This is a genomic window from Geotalea toluenoxydans JCM 15764 (assembly GCF_001311985.1).
GTDB lineage: Bacteria > Desulfobacterota > Desulfuromonadia > Geobacterales > Geobacteraceae > Geotalea > Geotalea toluenoxydans.
Genome location: NZ_BBCJ01000014.1, coordinates 19,269 through 39,019, shown reverse-complemented (window position 1 = coordinate 39,019; position 19,751 = coordinate 19,269). Strand labels below are relative to the sequence as shown.

The following is a 19,751-nucleotide window of genomic DNA, read 5'->3' as shown; positions in this document are numbered from 1 at the left end:
GTGGGAATTCCGGGGACTGGGAAAAGCATAGGGGTCATGTTTGACATTTAAACATTCTCGCAACTTCTGTACAGAGATGGTAATCACCTGACAGTCCGTCCTTAAACGGGGAAGAATCAGGCTGCCTGTTTTTCGGTTGTATCTGTTTTTACGTTCTTTGGCAATCCGGCAATAAATACCTTGTATGGTACCCGGCCCTTCATGTTGCGGCCCTGGTGGGTCCGTTTGTGATTGTAATGTTGCAGGTAGGTTTCCAGGTCCTTTTGCATTTCTTCCACCGATTCATACCATTTGGTTCGGCCCATGATGCGGAAATGCTCGTCCAGCAAGGTTCTGTGCAGCCTTTCGACAAAGCCGTTGCTCTGGGGCCTGCGAACCTTGGTAGTGCGGTGCTCGATCCCCTCCAGTTGCAGGAAGATCTCGTAGGGATGCTGATCCGGCCTACCACAGAACTCTCTGCCGTTGTCGCTGAGAATCGTGGTGATAGAGGCATTATGCTCTTCAAGGAAAAACTAGGAAAAACTAGGGACACTCCCCATATTTCTGTTGCTAATGTGAAAATCGGACGGTACTATCTCACCCATGCCAAGAATAGCCCGCATCATAGCACCCGGCTACCCACATCACATCACGCAACGCGGCAACAACCGCGCTACGGTATTCTTCGATGATGAGGACCGACAGACATATTTGAAGTTGCTGGCAGGTTACGCCCAGAAGCATCATGTACAGATCTGGCTTATTGCCTGATGAGCAACCATATTCATCTGCTCGCCGTGCCCGAGACGGAAACCTCCCTGTCGCGCGGTATCGGCCTTGCAAACCAGATGTATACCCAGTATCTCAATCGAAAACATAAGCAGTCAGGTCGGATCTGGCAAAATAGGTTTTTTCTTGTGTAGTCGAAAACGAGCAATATCTTTGGGCAGTCGCACGCTACATCGAGCGCAACCCTATTAAGGCCGGACTCGCTACGAATGTTGAAGGGTATCGGTGGTCCAGCGCCAAAGCCCATGTGTCAGGCGCACATGACCCACTGCTGGCGGCAGATTCCTGGCTTTCGCCACAGGAGCACAATGCGTATCGGGAATTTGTGGCCTTTGAAGATGAAGAAACGGATAGCGCCATCCGCAAAGCCACTAACTCCGGACGGCCTTTTGGATCGGAGTCCTTCGTTGAGATGTTGGAATTTAGATTGAATCAGGTACTCAAACCCAAGAAACCTGGGCGTCCTAAAAAGAAAACCGGGGAGTGTCCCTAGTTTCTCCTAGTTTCTCTAAAAAGCAGCACATAATCGGGTAGCCGGAGGTCTTAGCCCCCCAGCCCACACATCACCTGGCATATGGGTCCGCACCGGGCGGTGAAAAGGCCCTGTACGGGGAATGACCTTATCATGCCGTTTTACGCGGCACTATCAACACCTTGGAGCCAAGGATGAATGACGTGAATGAAAAATTTGATGGTTTTTCTTCCCTTTCGATACATTTTATCAGTGAACTCCGCGATAACAATCGCAAAGACTGGTTCGAACTGCACAAACCGGAATACCAGAATCATATACTGAAACCATTGCAAGCGCTGGTAGCTGGATTGGGCCCGTTGATGCTGAGCATCGATGCAGATTTTGAGGTAGCGCCGGCAATTAACAAGACCATATCGAGAATATATCGCGACACCAGATTTTCGAAAGAAAAGTCCCCCTACAAGACCAGCCACTGGATTACCTTCAAACGTCCAAGAGCAGAGTGGAAGGATTACCCGGCCTATTTTTTCGAGATTTCTCCCACTTCATATCGTTACGGAATGGGCTTTTATAGCGCCAGCCGTGAAAACATGGACCGGTTCAGAAAGAGCATCGAGTCGAATCCTGCGAAATTCCTATCCTCAACCTCATTTTTCCCAAAGCAGAAGATCTTCACCATTGCAGGGGAGGAATACAAGCGACCGCTGAAAGCGGATATTGCCAGGGAATTGCAGGACTGGTACAACAGAAAAAATCTTTACCTGGTCAGCAATCGGCAAATAGAGGGTAACTGCATCAAAAAAGAGTTGCTCTCGGAATTGATACATGGTTTCGAGACCATCGCACCCTTGTATCAGTATCTATGCAAAGTGGCAGCATACAAAATGCCCAACAAGAGAGGGCATTAAATGACCAAAATTTTACTATTGGTCTTGCTGATCGCCCTAACCGTCATTTGCCAGGGATGCGTCGGCAGGCTTTTCTACTACCCGGACAAAGAAACCTACGACACGCCGGCCCGCCATGGTCTTCCCTTTGAGGAGGTCACCTTTGCCAGCAAGGACGGCACAAGACTTTCCGGCTGGTTCATTCCGGCAGTCGGCAAGCCCAAGGGCACTGTGATCCATTTCCACGGCAACGCCCAGAACATGACCGCCCATTTCGGCTTTGTCTCCTGGCTCCCCGCTGAAGGCTTCAACCTCTTTGTCTTCGATTACCGGGGCTACGGAAAGTCGGCGGGCCGCCCGAACCGGCAGGGGGTCTTTGAAGATTCAGTCGCAGCCATATCTTACATTGCCGCACGAAAGGACGTGGACCAAAGCCGGCTCCTCATCTTTGGTCAGAGCCTTGGCGGCACCAACGCCATTGCTGCAGTGGGCATGAATCGCTTCACCGGCATCCGGGCCGTTGCCATCGAATCCACCTTTGCCTCCTATCGGGAAATCGTCCGGGACAAGATCGGAGAGATCCCTGTAGTATCCCTGTTTAAATGGCCCCTCTCCTATCTCCTTGTCGGCAACAGTCACAGCGCCGATCAGGTGGTGGACAAGATCGCGCCCCTACCCCTCTTGCTCATTTACGGTGATGAAGATCCGATCATTCCATACCGTCACGGCAAGAAACTGTTCGAGAAGGCAAAGGAACCGAAACAATTCTGGACCATCAAGGGGGGCAGCCACACTGAGGCCTTCCTGGAGGCAGGCTCGCCATACCGGGCCAAGCTGGTCAACTTCTTCCTCGAATCACTTGATGGCAAACCGAAAATGCCAAAGTGAACCTGCTTCCCTCCTCTTCCATCCTGTGCTACAATCCATCCGTTTTTAATCTCAACACGGGGGAGCCCTCCCGGCAGAGGACTTCTTCAGAGGGGTACTGCCATGAAAAACTTGATCTATATCTTGTCGGTGGGAATTTTCCTGATATCCGGTTGCGTGTGGGTTGGGCCGGGCAAATCAGCTCCTCCAGGGCAGGTAAAGAAAGCCACCGGATATAATCCGGCATCGGGCAAGTTCAAGGTCAAGTAGTCATCATTACCTTGCCCAGGGCTTCATAATCGACAGCCAATCCCAATGGAGTTCAGCCCGTTTTCTCTCTTGACTCCTGCCGGCAACGATGGTACTGTCCTACGACTTTATTCCATACTCCCCTTTTAATTTAGCCCCGTGAGGTTAGCAAAGGTGATGAAGAGAGAAACTCCCAAGATAGCTTGTGAAGAGCCTCTCCGTCTTTTGCGCGGGAGGCTCTTTTTTCATGCCCCCTCATCAGCTGTAACCTCCCTGCTTCACCAACCTGACATGCGAGAAAGGAGTGCCTAAGTGGGAACTGAGAATACCGTAATTTTAGATGGAGTCGGCGTCAAACGAGCTCTAACCCGCATTGCCCATGAGGTGCTGGAACGCAACAAGGGGGTCAAGGACCTGGTGCTGGTGGGAATCCGCACCGGCGGCGTTTATCTGGCCCATGAGCTTGCGTTGCGCCTGGAGGAGATCGAAGGGGAAAAAGTAGGGGTAGGTGCTGTCGACATAACACTGTACCGGGACGATATCAAAGGGCATTCCGAGCATCTGCCGGTGGGAAAAACGGACATTCCATTTTCCATAGAGGGAAAAAAGGTTGTCCTGGTGGATGACGTACTGTTTACCGGCCGCACCATCAGGGCTGCAATGGATGCGATTATGGATCACGGCCGGCCTTCATGCATCCAGCTCGCGGTTCTTGTGGACAGGGGCCATCGGGATCTGCCCATCCGAGCCGATTTCGTAGGGCGTAACGTCCCAACAAGCCTGAAAGAGAATATTACGGTCGCCTTTGACTCTGCCAACAAGCCGACCGAGGTCGTTCTGGAAAAATGATCTTTTGCCGGGGCACCTTTCGGGGCTGTCCTGATATGGCACACAGGAGGTAACCATGGCTTTCAAGCATAAAGATATCATCGGACTGCAGGACCTGACCAGGGAAGAGATAGAGCTGCTTCTGTCCACGGCTGAGAACCTTAAGGAGATAAACAGCCGGGAGATAAAAAAGGTGCCGACCCTGCGCGGCAAGACGGTGGTGAATCTGTTTTACGAGGCATCCACCCGCACACGCACCTCCTTCGAAATAGCGGCAAAAAGGCTCTCCGCCGATACCATCAACATCACAGCCTCCACCAGCTCGGTGACCAAGGGCGAGACTCTCTCCGACACGGCGCGCAACGTCCTGGCCATGAACCCGGACATCATCGTCATGCGCCATGCTGTTTCCGGCGCCCACCACTATCTGGCAAAGCGGGTTTCCTGCTCGGTGATCAATGCGGGTGACGGCGCCCACGAACATCCATCCCAGGGACTTCTGGACATGCTGACCATGCGCCAGCAATTCGGCAAACTTGAAGGCTCAAGGTGGCCATCGTCGGCGACATCACCCACAGTCGCGTGGCCCGTTCAGACATCTACGGCCTGACCAAAATGGGGGCCAATGTTTTTCTTGCCGGACCTCCGACCATGATGCCTCCGGGTATCGAGCGTCTCGGCAATGTGACCGTGTGCAAGGACATGCGCGAAGCGGTGGCCGATGCGGACGTGGTAATGATGCTTCGCATCCAGCTGGAGCGCCAGGGGAAGACCCTGCTCCCAACCATGAAGGAATATTCACGTTATTTCGGTCTGAACCAGAGTGTGCTGAAACTGGCAAAGAAAGATGCCATGGTCATGCACCCGGGACCGATCAACAGGGGGGTCGAACTGAGCTCGGACGTTGCCGACGGCAGCCAGTCCCACATCCTGAAACAGGTGGAAAACGGCGTCGCGGTCAGGATGTCCATGCTGTATCATGTGAGCGGTGGGGAACTGCCTACGGAATAATAGGAAATTGTAGGGGCGAATCTTGTATTCGCCCATCCCAAAGGGCGAATCTTGTATTCGCCCATCCCAAGGGGAAATCCTGTATTGCGGCAAGGCATGGGCGATCACAAGGATCGCCCCTACATCTAAATTATGGGGTGATAATTATGAACTTGCTGATAAAAGGAGGACGGGTTGTCGACCCGTCACAGAACATTGATGAAAACCTGGATCTGCTGGTTGTGGATGGCAGGATCAAAGAGCTCGGCAAGGGGCTAAAAGCTCCTGCCGACGCAGAGGTCATCGATGCCGCCGGCCTGCTGGTCACCCCCGGCCTCATCGACATGCACGTCCACCTGCGCGATCCGGGTCTGGAATACAAGGAAGACATCATTACCGGCGCCAGGGCTGCGGCAGCCGGCGGGTTCACCTCGGTGGCATGCATGCCCAACACCAAGCCTGTCAACGACAACAAGGCCATTACTTCCTATATTGTCAACAAGGCGAAAGCCGAGGCGCTGGTAAACGTTTTTTCCGGTCGGCGCCATTACCCAGGGAAGCAAGGGAGAAAACCTGGCCGAGATGGGTGAACTGAAGGAAGCAGGCTGTGTCGCCGTCTCCGACGATGGCCGTCCGGTTGTCAATGCCGAGTTGATGCGCAGGGCTCTGGAATATGCCAAGGGAATGGGGATCATGGTCATCGCCCATTCGGAAGAACTTGCATTGGTGGGTGAAGGGGTGATGAATGAAGGCTTTACCGCCACGGAACTTGGCCTCAAGGGCATCCCCTGGGCAGCCGAGGATGTGGCCGTCGCCCGTGACGTCTACCTGGCCGAGTTCACCGACTCCCCCCTCCATATCGCCCACATCTCCACAAAAGGATCGGTACGGATCATCCGGGATGCCAAGCCCGCGGCGTGCAGGTCACCTGCGAAACGGCCCCCCACTACTTTTCCCTCACCGATGATGCAGTGCGCGGCTACGAAACAAACGCCAAGATGAATCCGCCGCTTCGCGAGGCTGAAGACGTGGCAGCCATCAAGACCGGTCTGGCAGACGGCACCATCGATGCCATCGCCACCGACCACGCGCCCCATCACCTTGATGAGAAGGACGTGGAATTCAATGTGGCCCTCAACGGCATCATCGGCCTGGAAACGTCCCTTCCCCTCTCCCTGAAGCTGGTGGAGGACAAGGTGCTGGATATGAAGACCCTGGTGGAGAAGATGGCGGTGAAACCGGCGCAGATCCTGGGTCTGGACCGGGGCACCCTCAAGGCAGGAGCACCAGCCGATGTGACCATCATCGATCCCAATGCCGAATGGGTGGTGGAGGCGGAGAAGCTTGCCAGCAAGTCGAAGAATTCTCCCTTCCTCGGCCATAAGATGACGGGGGCTGCAGCCTACACCATTGTCGGCGGGAAGGTAGTATACAAAAGATAAAGGTGTTTTCGAACTCCCTCCACCTTGATGGTGAGGGTTGAGGAGGGGGTGAAGAAGCTTTGCCCTCCCCCATCCCCCTTCCATAAAGGAAGGGGGCAGACGTAAATTTATTTCAGGAGCATTACATGAAAGCAGTGCTGGCGCTCTCCGACGGGCGCATCTTCAAAGGCAGATCATTCGGCGCATCAGGTGAAGCTACCGGTGAGGTAGTCTTCAACACCGCCATGACCGGTTACCAGGAGGTCCTCACCGACCCATCATACAAGGGGCAGATGGTCACCATGACCTATACCCAGATCGGCAACACCGGATCAATGGAGAGGATATCGAGAGCAAACAGCTCTATCTTTCAGGGTTTATCGTCAAGGAATATCACGACTGCCACTCCAACTGGCGCGCCACCATGAGCCTGGATGCCTATCTCAAGGAAAACGGCATCGTCGGCATCCAGGGGCTGGATACACGGGCGTTGACACGCCATCTGCGTGACAATGGCGCACAGAACGGCATCATCTCCACCGTCGATTTCGATCCTGAGAGTCTTGTGAAAAAAGCGCGTGCCATCCCAGCATGGCCGGACTCGATCTCGCCTCCGGCGTCAGCACCGATAAGCTTATCACTGGACACAGGGGCTGTGGGATCTGGAAGGGGGATATCCCGAGGTTGATGCCAAGAACCTGAAATACAAAGTGGTAGCCTACGATTTCGGCATCAAATACAACATTCTCCGTTGCCTGGTGGATGCAGGCTGCGATGTGACTGTGGTCCCTGCCACCTTCCCGGCGGAAGAGGCCCTGGCCATGAATCCGGATGGCATATTCCTCAGTAACGGCCCTGGCGATCCGGAGCCGCTGGTCAAGGTCCAGGAAGAGATCAGAAAGTTCATCGGCAAGAAGCCCATTTTCGGCATCTGTCTCGGCCATCAGCTCTTGGGGCTCGCCCTTGGCGGCAAGACCATCAAGCTGAAATTCGGCAACCACGGCTCTAATCTGCCGGTCATGGACATGGAGACAAGAAAGGTGGAGATCACCGCCCAGAACCACGGCTTTGCCGTCGATTTGGAATCATTGGGTGATGTTGCGTGCCTGGGGCATGAGAACCTCAACGACCAGACGGTGGAAGGCATCCGCCACTGTACGCTGCCCATATACTCGGTGCAGCATCATCCGGAGGCATCGCCGGGGCCGCATGACTCTCATTATTTGTTTGCACGCTTTGTTGAATTGATGGAGAAAAATCGGTAACTGGTCGGCGGTGGATAGTCGACGGTAAAGCAGATTGATGTTTTTTACCTTCCGACCATCGGCTGCCGACCGCCGACTGTTTATGCGTTACATCGATCTTTATCAATCTGGTGAATTATTGCAGCGTATTCGGACTGCCTATGGGCGGCTGAGAAGCTGCGATCTCTGCCCACATGACTGCCGGGTCAACCGGCTGGCGGGTGAGACGGGCATCTGCCGTAGCGGTGCTTTGCCGAAAATTGCCTCGGCTAACGTTCATCGGGGCGAGGAACCGCCGATTTCAGGCTCGCGCGGTTCGGGAACGATCTTCTTTTCCAACTGCAACCTGTCGTGCCGCTTCTGCCAGAACTTCCCCATCAGCCAGTTCGGAAACGGAGAAAAGCTGAGCCTAAGGCAGTTGGCGGAGAAGATGCTCAAGCTGCAACGGCAAAAAGTCCACAACATCAACCTGGTTACGCCGAGCCATTTTTTGCCCCAGTTTCTCGCTGCCCTCTTCATGGCCATCAAGGAAGGCTTCAATCTCCCCATCGTCTGGAATTCCAACGGCTATGAAAAAGTCGATGCGCTGCAGCTGCTGGATGGAATCGTAGATATTTACCTGCCGGACATGAAATATGCTCAGGATGAGCCGGCTAGAGCCATTTCGGGTGCTCCCGGTTATGCCCGCGTCAACCGTCTTGCAGTTGTAGAAATGTTGCGTCAGGTTGGGCAACTGCAGGTTGATGAAGAAGGGATTGGTATTCGCGGCTGATCGTCCGGCATCTGGTACTACCCGTAAATAAGGCTGGAAGCGATGAAACCTTGCCCTGGATTGCAGAACACCTGGGAGAGGCGACCCACGTGGCGCTGATGAGCCAGTATTTTCCGGCCCATCTGGCGGGAGCCACCCCAGGCATTGACCGGCCCCTTACTGCCGAGGAATACGATGCAGCGGTGGAAGCGCTGGAAGAGGCAGGACTTGAATCGGGATGGGTGCAGGAACTGGAACAGGAGCGCCGCCCGGTATGAGAACCATTGTGCTGCTGATAATCTCCAATGTCTTCATGACCTTTGCCTGGTACGCCCACCTGAAGAACCTGCAGAACCGGCACTGGCTGATCGCCGTTCTTGTATCATGGGGAATCGCCTTTTTCGAATACCTGGTGCAGGTGCCGGCCAACCGGATCGGCTACCGCGGCAATTTCTCCCTGGCCCAGCTGAAGATCACCCAGGAAGTGATCACCCTCGGTGTCTTCATCCCCTTCGCGGTGCTGTATATGGGGGCACCGCTGGAACTGGACTATTTGTGGGCGGGGCTTTGTCTGGCCGGGGCGGTGTTTTTCATTTTCAGATAGTAATGTTTCGATTTTATCGGTTAAACAATAAAGGAGTCGTCAAAGCATGCCAAAACGTACAGACATCAAAAAGATCCTCATCATCGGCGCCGGCCCCATCGTCATCGGCCAGGCGTGCGAGTTCGACTACTCCGGCACCCAGGCCTGCAAGGCGCTGAAGGAGGAAGGCTTCGAGGTGGTGCTGCTCAACAGCAACCCCGCCACCATCATGACTGACCCCGACTTTGCCGACCGCACCTATATCGAGCCGGTCACTCCGGAAATCCTTGCCAAAATCATCGAAAAAGAGCGGCCCGATGCGGTTCTGCCCACACTTGGCGGACAAACCGCCCTCAATACGGCGGTGGCTGTGGCTGAGAATGGTGTTTTGGACAAGTTCGGGGTGGAGCTGATCGGCGCCAAGCTCCCTGCCATCAAGAAGGCCGAAGACCGGACCCTGTTCAAGCAGGCCATGGAAAAGATCGGCTTGGCCGTGCCGCGCTCCGGCCTGGCCCACAACAATGCGGAAGCCATGGAGATCATCAGGGAAATCGGTTTCCCGGCCATCATCCGTCCATCCTTTACCCTTGGAGGGACCGGCGGCGGCATAGCCTACAACATGGAAGAATACGAAAAGATGTCGGCTACCGGCATCGATGCATCCCCCACCGACGAGATCCTGGTGGAAGAATCGGTCATCGGCTGGAAAGAGTACGAACTGGAGGTCATGCGCGATACCGCCGACAACGTGGTCATCATCTGCTCCATCGAAAACTTCGATCCCATGGGCGTTCATACGGGTGATTCCATTACCGTTGCCCCAGCCCAGACCCTGACCGACAAGGAATACCAGATTCTGCGCGACGCAAGCCTCAAGATCATCCGCGAAATCGGCGTCGATACTGGGGGCTCCAATATCCAGTTCGGCATCAACCCGAAAAATGGCCGTCTGGTGGTTATCGAGATGAATCCTCGTGTTTCCCGCTCATCGGCCTTGCTTCCAAGGCGACCGGCTTCCCCATTGCCAAGATCGCTGCCAAACTGGCTGTCGGCTATACCCTGGACGAGATCACCAATGACATCACCCGGGAGACCCCGGCCTGCTTCGAGCCGACCATCGACTATGTGGTGACCAAGGTTCCCCGTTTCACCTTCGAGAAATTCCCGGCCGCCGACTCTACCCTCACCACCCAGATGAAATCGGTGGGCGAGGTCATGGCCATCGGCCGCACCTTCAAGGAATCGCTGCAGAAGGCACTCCGTTCCCTGGAGATCGGCTCCTGCGGTTTCGAATCCCGCCTCTTCGAACAGACTGCCGAGACCCGTCGGGCGCTGACCGGCAAGGAGCAGCAGCTTCTCATGGAAAAACTGCGCACCCCAAACTGGGAGCGGCTCTGGTATCTGGGAGACGCCTTCAGAAGCGGCATGACTGTGGAAGAAATCTTTGCCGCCACCGCCTTCGACCCCTGGTTCCTCCACAACATCAGGCAGATCATCGAAAAAGAGGATGAGCTGAAGCAGGTGGACCTGGAAAAAGCGGCCGACCTGAAAGATATCCTGCTGGAAGCAAAACAGTACGGTTTTGCCGACAAGTTCCTGGGCAAATTGTGGGGCAAGAGCGAGCATGAGGTGCGGAGCCTGCGCCTGTCATTGGGTATCAAGCCCGTATTTAAGCGGGTCGACACCTGTGCCGCCGAGTTCGTTGCCTACACCCCCTATCTTTACTCCACCTACGAGGAAGAATGCGAAGCTGAGGTTACCGATCGCAAAAAGATCATGATCCTTGGCGGCGGACCGAACCGGATCGGCCAGGGGATCGAGTTCGACTACTGCTGCGTCCACGGCGTCTTTGCCCTGGCCGATGCGGGCTACGAGACAATCATGGTCAACTGCAATCCGGAGACCGTTTCCACCGATTACGATACCTCCGACCGCCTCTATTTCGAGCCCCTTACATACGAGGATGTGCTGAACATCGTCCAGCTTGAAAAACCGGTAGGGGTGATTGTCCAGTTCGGCGGGCAGACGCCGCTGAAGCTGGCGGTGGCCCTGGAAAAAGCCGGCGTACCTATCATCGGCACCTCTCCCGACGCCATTGACCGGGCCGAAGACCGTGAACGATTCCAGGAGATGCTGCACAAGCTCGGCCTGCGCCAGCCGGAAAACGGCACCGCCCGCTCCTTCGAAGAAGCCGAAAAGGTTGCCGACCGCATCGGTTATCCCGTCGTCGTCCGCCCTTCCTATGTTCTCGGCGGGCGGGCCATGGAGATTGTCTACGACGTGGACAACCTGCGCCGTTACATGACCACCGCCGTCCAGGCTTCCCCTGAGCACCCGATCCTCATCGACAAGTTTCTGGACGAAGCAATCGAAATCGATGTGGATGCCCTCTGCGACGGCACCGAAGCAGTCATCGGCGGTATCATGGAGCACATCGAGGAAGCCGGCATCCATTCCGGCGACTCAGCCTGTTCCCTTCCCCCCTATTCCATCTCCCGGGCCATCACCGACGAGATCAGGCGCCAGACCAAACTGATGGCGCTGGAGCTGAACGTTCGGGGCTGATGAATGTCCAGTACGCCATCAAGGAGGGTGCCATCTATATCCTGGAAGTGAATCCACGAGCCTCCCGCACGGCTCCCTTCGTCTCAAAGGCAACCGGCAGGCCCCTCGCCAAACTGGCGGCACTGATCATGAGCGGTAAAACCCTGAAGGAACTCGGCATCACCGAAGAAATCGTCCCTGGCCACATTTCGGTGAAGGAAGCCGTCTTCCCCTTCGTCAAGTTCCCCGGCGTAGACACCATCCTGGGACCGGAAATGAAATCCACCGGCGAGGTAATGGGCATTGACGACAATTTTGCCATGGCCTTTGCCAAGGCCCAGTTGGGAGCCGGAGTGAAGCTTCCCATGAGCGGCAAAGTCTTCATAAGTGTCCGCGATGCCGACAAAAAACATATTGTCACTGCTGCAAAAAAACTGTATGATAACGGCTTTGAGCTGGTGGCAACTCGCGGAACCGCTGCCTACCTGCATGAAAAGGGCATCACGGTTCAGGTAGTCAACAAGGTCCTTGAAGGACGGCCACACATCGTCGACTCAATCAAGAACAACGAGATCTGCATGGTGATCAACACCACCCAGGGTGCACAGGCAGTGGCAGATTCATTCTCCATCCGTCGCAGCACTCTGCTGAACAACATTGCTTACTACACCACCGCATCCGGGGCAAAGGCGGTCGTTGACGGCATTATCGCCATGCGCCAGGAAGAACTGGCCGTAAAGCCGATTCAGGATTACCTGAATTAACCGCTTTTTAACAATTACTTAGAAAAATTTATGGGGCGGCCGGTTTGGCTGCCCTGTAAAGTTCTTGGAGGAGTATTACAGAAATGTCACAGTCCGTGCCGCTGACCAAAGAAAGTTACGATTTCCTGCAGGAAGAACTGAAGCGCCTGATCAAGGAGGAAAGGCCCAAGGTCATTCAGGATATAGCCGAGGCCAGATCCCATGGCGACCTTTCCGAAAATGCCGAATACGATGCGGCCAAGCATCGCCAGGGCTTTATCGAGGGACGGATACTGGAGTTACAGGATAAGCTGCTCGCGCCTATGTGGTGGACCTCTCCAACCTCAAACCGGACAAGGTTGTTTTTGGCGCCACCGTCACTGTTTACGATACCGCCACCGAGGAGGAAGTGACCTACAAGATAGTCGGTGAGGACGAAGCGGACATCAAGATCGGCAAGATGTCGTGCACCTCTCCGGTTGGCAAGGCTTTGATCGGCCACAAGCTGGACGATACCGTCAAGGTAAGCGTTCCTTCCGGAATGAAGGAATATGAAATAATAGACATAAAATACGAATAAGCGGTGTCGGACCTGACAAGCCGCAACAGAGGAGAACGAGAAATGAGTCAACAGGTTACCAAGGATATGACATTTGCCCAGGTAATGCGTATGCATCCCGATGTGGTAAAGGTTCTGGCAAAGTACAACCTGGGTTGCGTCGGCTGTATGGGCGCCAGAACGAATCCCTTGAGCAGGGCTGCAATGCCCACGGCCTCAATGTGGATGATGTGGTCAATGACCTGAACGCCATCTTCTAAATCCGGGAAGCCGCACAAAAATGAAAAGCCGCCTGCAGCATCAGCTGACAGGCGGCTTTTTTTGTTCCAGCGATTTCTTCAGGGGGCGACTGCCGTGGCTTAGGGAGTGAGTGACCGTGCCGCAGCGGCCGCGCCGAACGAATGGACGAAGTCACGGCAGTCGTTCGTTTAGTGCCTACCTGCCCTCCTCTATTTCGTCTGCATGGTCAGCTTAGTCTGGGGCCAGCTGAACGTCTCATTCACTTTCAGCACCTTGACGGTTGTACTGGGGCTGGTCTTTTTCGTCTCGGCGATAAATTCAGGGGCAGTGCCGGTCAGAATCGGAAAAGTACCGAAATGCATGGGAATGGCCAGGTCCGGCTGCACCAGCTTCACCGCCATGGCCGCGCGGCGCGGCCCCATGGTGAAACGGTCGCCGATGCAGACCATCATGATATCCACCTTACCGAAATCTTTCACCAGCGCCATGTCGCTGAAAAGATCGGTGTCACCGGTATGGTAAATGGTAGGGCCGTTCTTGATGCTGACCACCATCCCTCCCGGATTTCCAGCGTATTGGAGCCCTTTAGGGTACTTACTGTAATCCGGGGGCTCAATGGACGAACTGTGCAGGGCCTGAACGAAAGCTACCTTCACCTCTCCATCCAGCAGACTTATCTCTCCACCGAAATTGCCGGTGGTAGGAAAGCCGAACTGTTTTTCGGGGAAGCCGCCATACTGCACCATCGCCTTGCCCAGATCGAAGGATGCCACCAGTTGGGCACCGGTTTTTTTCGCGATCTCCGAACTATCCCCCACATGGTCGAAATGACCGTGGGTAACCATGATCAGATCAGCCTTTTTGATGGCGGCAAGCACCTCTTTGCCCTTACTGTTGGCCGGATTGTTGATCCAGGGATCCATGTAGAGAACCTTACCCATGGGGGTGGTAATCCTGAAAGCCGACTGGCCGTACCAGGTGATTTCAGTGGCCGGGGCAGCCAAGGCAGTAAAGAAGAAGGGTAAGAGTTAAAATTATAATCAGTTGACGCAGCTTCATTGTGTCCCTCCCGTATCTTTTGTTGAGGCCGGTAGCATAAGCTGTGGAATTTTTCGCGTCAATAATTTTATTAGTGACATGTAAATAAGAGAAGTCAATTTGCACCCATGATCAATGGAAAAAGCCGCCTGTCACGACTATGGTGACAAAAGCGGCTTTTTGGAAATTATGCTTGTTGGGTAAGACTATCTGGGCATGGGACAGTACATGTTGCCGTAGGGGCGCTTGCTCTTCGGCAGCACCTTGACGAATTTTTCCTTCATGAGTTCCTTCAGGTCCAGCTTGAAATCGGCGCTGTATTCCTTGAGATACCCTTCCAGCTCCTTCTTGTCCTTGGCGGTCAGGTCGAAAACGCCCACCTCCGGTGAGAGTTTGCTTTCGTCCACGCCACCCCTGACGAAAATGACGCCACCATGCATACCGGTGCCGAAACGGAAGCCATGCTTGGCCTTGTCGGGGCTGTCGGTGAACATGCCGAGCAGAATCAGCACGCCGCCGGCCATGTACTCTCCGAAGAAGTCTCCTGCTTTGCCGCCGGCGATCAGGACCGGCTTATTCTCATGGTAGGATTTCATGTGGATACCGACCCGGTAACCCACATCCTTCAAAATATGAATGCGACCGCCACGCATGCCGTAGCCGAGAACGTCGCCTGCATGACCATGGACAATTACCCGGCCGGCATTCATGGTGTTGCCGATGTTATCCTGGGCATTGTCCTTGACGACGATGGTCGCCCCATTCATGAAAGCCCCCAGGTCATTGCCGGGAACGCCGTTGATGGTGATGGTCACCGGCTTATTGATGCCGTCGCCGATGAAATACTGGCCATTGACGTTGTCCAACTGCAGCTTGTCGGCCCCTGCAGCAACCGCTTCGCGGATCTTGGTGTTCAGATCTCGATAATATACGCCGTTCGCGTCGATCTTCATTTCTGACTCCTTAAAAAAGTTCGAGGTTCGGGGTTCAAGGTAACATCGAACTTCGAACTCCGAACTTGGAACTTTAAATATTCAGCTTTGCCACCACCGGTTCGCCGCCGCGGGGGGACCAGACGTAATCGGGAGCGGGGCATATCTCGCGGATGGCCGCCTCTTCAGAAGCCATGTAGACGAAATCGCCCTTGGTGGCACAGACCAGCGGCCGCAGCTTTACCCTGTCGTTGAGGCCGATCAGACCTTCGTTGCTGGCAAAGAGGATGGCAAAGGGACCATTGAGGAGGCCGCTGCCGTATACCTGGCGAATGGCGGTAAGGAGTTGGCGGTCTTCTTCGGGCATACGGTCGATCATATCCCAGAAAGGGGCGGCCAGGGCCATACTGGCAAGTTCCGGCGTCAGGCCGTGCTTGCGGATGAGCAGGTCGAGCATGTAGCGACAACCTCGGTATCGGTGAGCATGGTGCAGAGATAACCGTACATCTCCAGGTAACGCTTGTTGATGCCATAGGAGGAAATCTCGCCGTTGTGGACGATGGACCAGTCCAAAAGCGTAAAGGGGTGAGCCCCGCCCCACCAGCCCGGGGTGTTGGTGGGAAAACGATTGTGGGCGGTCCAGATGTAGCCCTTGTATTCCTCCAGGCGGAAGAAATCGGCGATCTCTTCCGGATAGCCTACCCCTTTGAATGCCCCCATGTTCTTGCCGGAGGAAACGACGAAGGCCCCTTCGATCTCGTTGTTGATACGCATCACATGGCCGACGATGACATCTTCAACGGTCATGTTCTGAAATTCGATGGCCTCTTTGTAATCGGCAGTCTCCAACGGCTTGACGAAATAGCGCTTGAACACCGGCGGATTGGCAATGGCGGCAACACGCCGGGTAGGAATCTCTTCCTGGTGCTCGACGAAAAAGTGCTGCTCCAGGTACTCCTCGGTCAACTCCAGTGCCAGACCGCTTTCGTACATGAGGTGAAAGGCATAGAAGTCCTTGAAGTCGGGATAGATGCCGTAAGCGGCAAAACCGCCACCAAGGCCGTTGCCCCGGTCATGCATGAGGGCGATGGACTTGATGATCACATCCCCTTCCACCAATTGCCCCGATTTGGAGATGAAGCCGGTCAGGCCGCAGTTGGAGATATCTTTCTGAAATATATGGGTAGGTTTCATTTTCATTCTTGGTAATCCTCCGGTTAGGCTACTTTCCCTTGCGGCGCAAACAGGGTGCTGCGAATCTCTCTGGTCAGGTGGGCAAAACCGAAATCCACCGCCAGAAGCTTGTCCTTGAATGGTGCAACGTCGATCTTCTCCCGCACCAGTCCGGCAAAGATGCCGGCCCGATCAACGGCGCCCACCAGAACGGCGCCGACAAGAATATTGTCCTTGAGGACGATCTTGCGGTACTGGTAGTTCTCCTGGTCAAGATAAGTCAGAATCTCGAATTCCTTCTCATCCTGGGGATTGGTGATGCCCATGGAGATGGTCGGCACCTTGAACAGCTCGATGGAGTTCATGGCCAGTCCGCCCACATACCCCTTTTCACTACCGGTCATGGCAGCGCCGGCCACGTCCCCCTGAATGTATGCATCGGGCCAGATGGGCATGGGGTTCTTGCTTTTTGAAAAGAAATCACTAGCTTCAGCAACGTCGCCCGCGGCAAAAATACCCTTAACCGAAGTCTCCATACGGTCGTCGACAACTACGCCCCGATTTACTTCGATGCCGCTCCCCTTGAGGAATGAGGCGGCTGGACGAACGCCGATGGCGACGATAACCGTATCGCAGGGAATGAAGTCGCCGGATTTAAGGGTAACGCCGGTGATCTCCCTCCCCTCCCCCTCGATTTTCACCACCGTATCCTCAGTGATTACATCGATGCCGTTGGCCTTCATCTTCTTCGCCACAATGCGGCCGGCGGTACGGTCAAAGGCTGCTGAGAGGATGCGATCGGCCAGTTCGACTATGGTTACCTTCTTATCCAGCTGGTAAAGCCCTTCGGCGGCCTTGAGGCCGATAAGTCCGCCACCAATGACGACAACACGCCGGATATCATAGGAAAGCGCCTTGAGCTTTGCCGCATCGTCCCAGGTGGTAAAGGTAAAGATTTTTTCTTTGCCCTGAAGCCCGTCAATGGGAGGGACGAAGGGATCGCCGCCGGTGGCAATGAGGAGTTTGTCGAAGGAAATAGTCTCGCCGCCAGCAAGCTTCACCTGTTTTTTGCTATGATCGACCGCCACGACTTCAGCGCCTAGCCTGAGGTTTACCTGGTTCTTTTCATAGAAATCCTCCGGCAGGTAGGCCATTTTTTTGTCGGTTATGGTGCCGCCAAGGAGGTAAGAAATCAGTGGTCGGCCATAAGCAATGCGATTTTCCCTGGAGAGCACCGTTATTGTTCCATTGGCGTCATGATTGCGGATGCCTCTGATAGCGCCGACTGCGGCAACCGAATTGCCGATGATGACGTAGTTCATTTCTGGTTCCCCTCCTTGTAAACGAGGGCCCGGTTGGGGCATGCGTCAACACAGGCCGGGCTCTGCCGATCGGGGCAAAGATCACATTTATTGCCCTTCTTTTTGTTCAGGTTCCGCTGAACCGCTCCATAAGGACAGGCCATGACACAGGACCAGCAGCCGACACATTTGTCCGTATCCATGAACACCCTGCCGTCATCCAGTTTCTGAATGGCGCCGGAGATGCAGGCCCTGAGACAATCGGGCTCGTCACAGTGGCGGCAGTTTGTGGAAAACGACACCACTCCGCTGTCAATTTCCTCCACCGTACAGCGCGCGATGGGACGCTCAGGCTCATGGAGAAAAGCCTTGATGGGATCTTTCGATTTTGAGTGCTCGGTAATGCAGGCCACCTCGCAGAGATGGCAACCGATACAGGCGTCTTCGATGCTATAGATTCGTTTCATAATGTGGCGTACCTGTTCTTTATTGATTTTGTAGGGGCACCCCCGTGTGGGTGCCCGGCATCAGGGCGGCCACATGGGGCCGCCCCTACCAGATCATTCCCCTGCCGGCATAACGCCTAACAAATTCATATCTTTTTCGGAAAGGCCGACAGCCCGCAGCTTGTAGCGGTTGCCACGCAGGGACTCCAGGGCGTTCAGGCCCATACCACCCAAGATCTCCTTCATCTCATGACCCCAGGCGTGAACCAGGTTGACGAGCTTTTCGGCGCCGACTTCCGGATTGAGGCGTTTGGCAAGATAGGGGTCGTTGGTGGTGATCCCCCAGGGACACTTGCCGGTGTAACAGCGCTGGCAAAGGGTACAGCCCATGGCGAGCAGTGTCGAGGTCCCCAGGTTGATGGCATCGGCACCAAGAGCGATGGCCTTGATGGCGTCGCCCGAGTTCCTTACCCCGCCACCGACAACGATGGAGACCTGGTTCCTGATCCCCTCGTCGCGCAACCGGGAATCGACAGCGGCCAGGGCCAGCTCCATGGGAATGCCCACATTGTCACGTATAACCTGGGGTGCTGCACCTGTACCCCCGCGGAAACATCGATGGTAATGATGTCGGCACCGGCCCGGGCTATGCCGGAAGCAATGGCCGCCACGTGATGAACGGCAGCGATTTTCACGGAAACAGGCTTCTCGTAATTGGTCGCCTCTTTCAGGGCAAAGATCAGCTGGCGCAGGTCCTCTATTGAATATATATCATGGTGCGGCGCCGGTGAGATGGCGTCGGAGCCCATGGGGATCATGCGGGTCTCGGAGATCTGGTCATTGACTTTTTCTCCGGCAGATGACCGCCGATACCAGGTTTGGCGCCCTGCCCCACCTTGATCTCGATCCCCACACCGGCATTCAGGTATTGCTCGCTGACACCGAAACGCCCGGAAGCAACCTGGACGATGACATTCTTGCCATACTTGTACAGGTCCTTGTGCAGACCGCCTTCGCCGGTGTTATAGATGGTCCCCAATTCCTGGGCGGCGGCAGCATGGCCCGGTGCGCATTGAGATTCAAGGCGCCATAGCTCATGGCAGAGAAAATAAAAGGATATTCAAGCTTGAGCTGGGGTGAGAGCTTGGTCTTCAGCGTCGGCTTGCCCGTCTTCTTGTCCTGAACAACTTCTATGGAATGGGGCTTTTTTCCCAGGTAGGTGCGCAGCTCCATGGGCTCCCGCAATGGATCGATAGAGGGATTGGTAACCTGCGATGCGTCCAGCAGCATATGATCAATAAATGGGATATTTGGCCGGATTGCCCATGCGGCAAGGAGAATGCCGCCGGTGTCGGCCTGGGCATACAGATTGCGGATATGGGCTGTGGACCAGGACTCGTTTTTCTTGAAAACTTCCTCGTTGGACCGGATGGTGATGGCGCCGGTCGGACAGAGGGCCGAGCAGCGGCGACAGCCGATACAGCTGGTATTATCCTCGATCAGGACATTGTCTTGATCCACATACGAATGGACCCATAGGAGCATTGACGGACACAGACCTTGCAGCGAATGCACTTGGCATCGCTCCTGTCGATAACAAATTCGTTGAATGACTCATTGACAGTTTTGTAAAGCACCTTGACCTCCCGAAACCAGGTACAGCGGATATACATGGGACAGCTGTTTCGGCTACCAATATGCCAGATCCATGC

General features: G+C 54.9%; 14 protein-coding genes and 9 pseudogenes. 15 read left to right on the top strand and 8 right to left on the bottom strand.

Translation table 11 applies throughout. The features are described 5' to 3' along the window. Positions 1-116: 116 nt before the first annotated feature. Positions 117-509, bottom strand: a pseudogene (locus JCM15764_RS10600) (integrase core domain-containing protein); the annotation flags it as partial. Positions 510-582: 73 nt separating this feature from the next. Between JCM15764_RS10600 and JCM15764_RS22920 the strand changes: the two are divergent. The 15 genes and pseudogenes from JCM15764_RS22920 to JCM15764_RS22905 all read left to right on the top strand — a co-directional run bounded on the left by JCM15764_RS22920 (position 583) and on the right by JCM15764_RS22905 (position 13,169). Further along, entirely contained in the window at positions 583-750 is a 168-nt protein-coding gene (locus JCM15764_RS22920) for a hypothetical protein (RefSeq protein ID WP_243688741.1), read from the top strand. Then, positions 750-902 carry a transposase gene (locus JCM15764_RS28220; protein WP_243688740.1) on the top strand — a complete coding sequence of 51 codons (153 nt, stop codon included), beginning with the start codon at positions 750-752 and terminating at the stop codon, positions 900-902. The genes JCM15764_RS22920 and JCM15764_RS28220 overlap by 1 nt, the downstream gene beginning before the upstream one ends. 532 nt (positions 903-1,434) lie before the next feature. Then, complete coding sequence (locus JCM15764_RS10590) at positions 1,435-2,151, top strand: DUF2461 domain-containing protein (RefSeq protein ID WP_054695418.1); 717 nt, start codon at positions 1,435-1,437, stop codon at positions 2,149-2,151. Beyond that, complete coding sequence (locus JCM15764_RS10585; RefSeq protein WP_054695415.1) at positions 2,152-3,018, top strand: alpha/beta hydrolase; 867 nt, start codon at positions 2,152-2,154, stop codon at positions 3,016-3,018. A 102-nt stretch (positions 3,019-3,120) separates the two neighbouring features. Then, positions 3,121-3,267, top strand: a complete 147-nt coding sequence (locus JCM15764_RS22910; RefSeq protein WP_012648333.1) for a hypothetical protein — start codon at positions 3,121-3,123, stop codon at positions 3,265-3,267. Between the two features lie 291 nt (positions 3,268-3,558). Further along, positions 3,559-4,095 carry a bifunctional pyr operon transcriptional regulator/uracil phosphoribosyltransferase PyrR gene (pyrR, locus tag JCM15764_RS10580; RefSeq protein ID WP_012648334.1) on the top strand — a complete coding sequence of 179 codons (537 nt, stop codon included), beginning with the start codon at positions 3,559-3,561 and terminating at the stop codon, positions 4,093-4,095. Between the two features lie 55 nt (positions 4,096-4,150). Further along, positions 4,151-5,085 (top strand): annotated as a pseudogene (locus tag JCM15764_RS10575) (aspartate carbamoyltransferase catalytic subunit). A 146-nt stretch (positions 5,086-5,231) separates the two neighbouring features. Continuing rightward, positions 5,232-6,506, top strand: a pseudogene (locus JCM15764_RS10570) (dihydroorotase). 125 nt (positions 6,507-6,631) lie between these two features. After that, a pseudogene (locus JCM15764_RS28215) lies at positions 6,632-7,173 on the top strand (carbamoyl-phosphate synthase domain-containing protein). Further along, entirely contained in the window at positions 7,139-7,750 is a 612-nt protein-coding gene (locus JCM15764_RS26500) for a carbamoyl phosphate synthase small subunit (RefSeq protein WP_369412296.1), read from the top strand. Before JCM15764_RS28215 ends, JCM15764_RS26500 begins: the two are co-directional and overlap by 35 nt. A gap of 82 nt (positions 7,751-7,832) precedes the next feature. Further along, a pseudogene (locus JCM15764_RS10560) lies at positions 7,833-8,758 on the top strand (radical SAM protein). Beyond that, positions 8,755-9,084, top strand: a complete 330-nt coding sequence (locus tag JCM15764_RS10555) for a DMT family protein (RefSeq protein WP_054695413.1) — start codon at positions 8,755-8,757, stop codon at positions 9,082-9,084. Before JCM15764_RS10560 ends, JCM15764_RS10555 begins: the two are co-directional and overlap by 4 nt. 46 nt (positions 9,085-9,130) lie before the next feature. Next, positions 9,131-12,371, top strand: a pseudogene (carB, locus tag JCM15764_RS10550) (carbamoyl-phosphate synthase large subunit). Between the two features lie 83 nt (positions 12,372-12,454). Next, positions 12,455-12,930, top strand: a pseudogene (gene greA / locus JCM15764_RS27530) (transcription elongation factor GreA). A gap of 42 nt (positions 12,931-12,972) precedes the next feature. Next, positions 12,973-13,169 (top strand): annotated as a pseudogene (locus JCM15764_RS22905) (DUF1858 domain-containing protein). 189 nt (positions 13,170-13,358) lie between these two features. Here the strand turns inward: JCM15764_RS22905 and JCM15764_RS10535 are convergent. The 7 genes and pseudogenes from JCM15764_RS10535 to JCM15764_RS10510 form a co-directional block, all read right to left on the bottom strand. Continuing rightward, positions 13,359-14,090: a metal-dependent hydrolase gene (locus tag JCM15764_RS10535; RefSeq protein WP_243688739.1), complete on the bottom strand. Its 732-nt coding sequence runs from the start codon at positions 14,088-14,090 to the stop codon at positions 13,359-13,361. A 303-nt stretch (positions 14,091-14,393) separates the two neighbouring features. Further along, positions 14,394-15,140 (bottom strand): GltB/FmdC/FwdC-like GXGXG domain-containing protein, encoded by a 747-nt coding sequence (locus JCM15764_RS10530; RefSeq protein ID WP_054695407.1) that lies wholly within the window; start codon positions 15,138-15,140, stop codon positions 14,394-14,396. A 73-nt stretch (positions 15,141-15,213) separates the two neighbouring features. Further along, positions 15,214-15,576: a class II glutamine amidotransferase domain-containing protein gene (locus JCM15764_RS29570; protein WP_243688738.1), complete on the bottom strand. Its 363-nt coding sequence runs from the start codon at positions 15,574-15,576 to the stop codon at positions 15,214-15,216. Further along, a complete protein-coding gene (locus tag JCM15764_RS10525) occupies positions 15,543-16,319 on the bottom strand; it encodes a class II glutamine amidotransferase domain-containing protein (RefSeq protein ID WP_243688737.1) in 777 nt (258 codons plus the stop codon). The genes JCM15764_RS29570 and JCM15764_RS10525 overlap by 34 nt, the downstream gene beginning before the upstream one ends. Positions 16,320-16,336: 17 nt before the next feature. Then, positions 16,337-17,614 (bottom strand): NAD(P)/FAD-dependent oxidoreductase, encoded by a 1,278-nt coding sequence (locus tag JCM15764_RS10520; protein WP_054695403.1) that lies wholly within the window; start codon positions 17,612-17,614, stop codon positions 16,337-16,339. Continuing rightward, complete coding sequence (locus JCM15764_RS10515; protein WP_054695401.1) at positions 17,611-18,060, bottom strand: 4Fe-4S dicluster domain-containing protein; 450 nt, start codon at positions 18,058-18,060, stop codon at positions 17,611-17,613. The genes JCM15764_RS10520 and JCM15764_RS10515 overlap by 4 nt, the downstream gene beginning before the upstream one ends. A gap of 93 nt (positions 18,061-18,153) precedes the next feature. Then, a pseudogene (locus tag JCM15764_RS10510) lies at positions 18,154-19,584 on the bottom strand (glutamate synthase-related protein). Positions 19,585-19,751 lie beyond the last annotated feature (167 nt).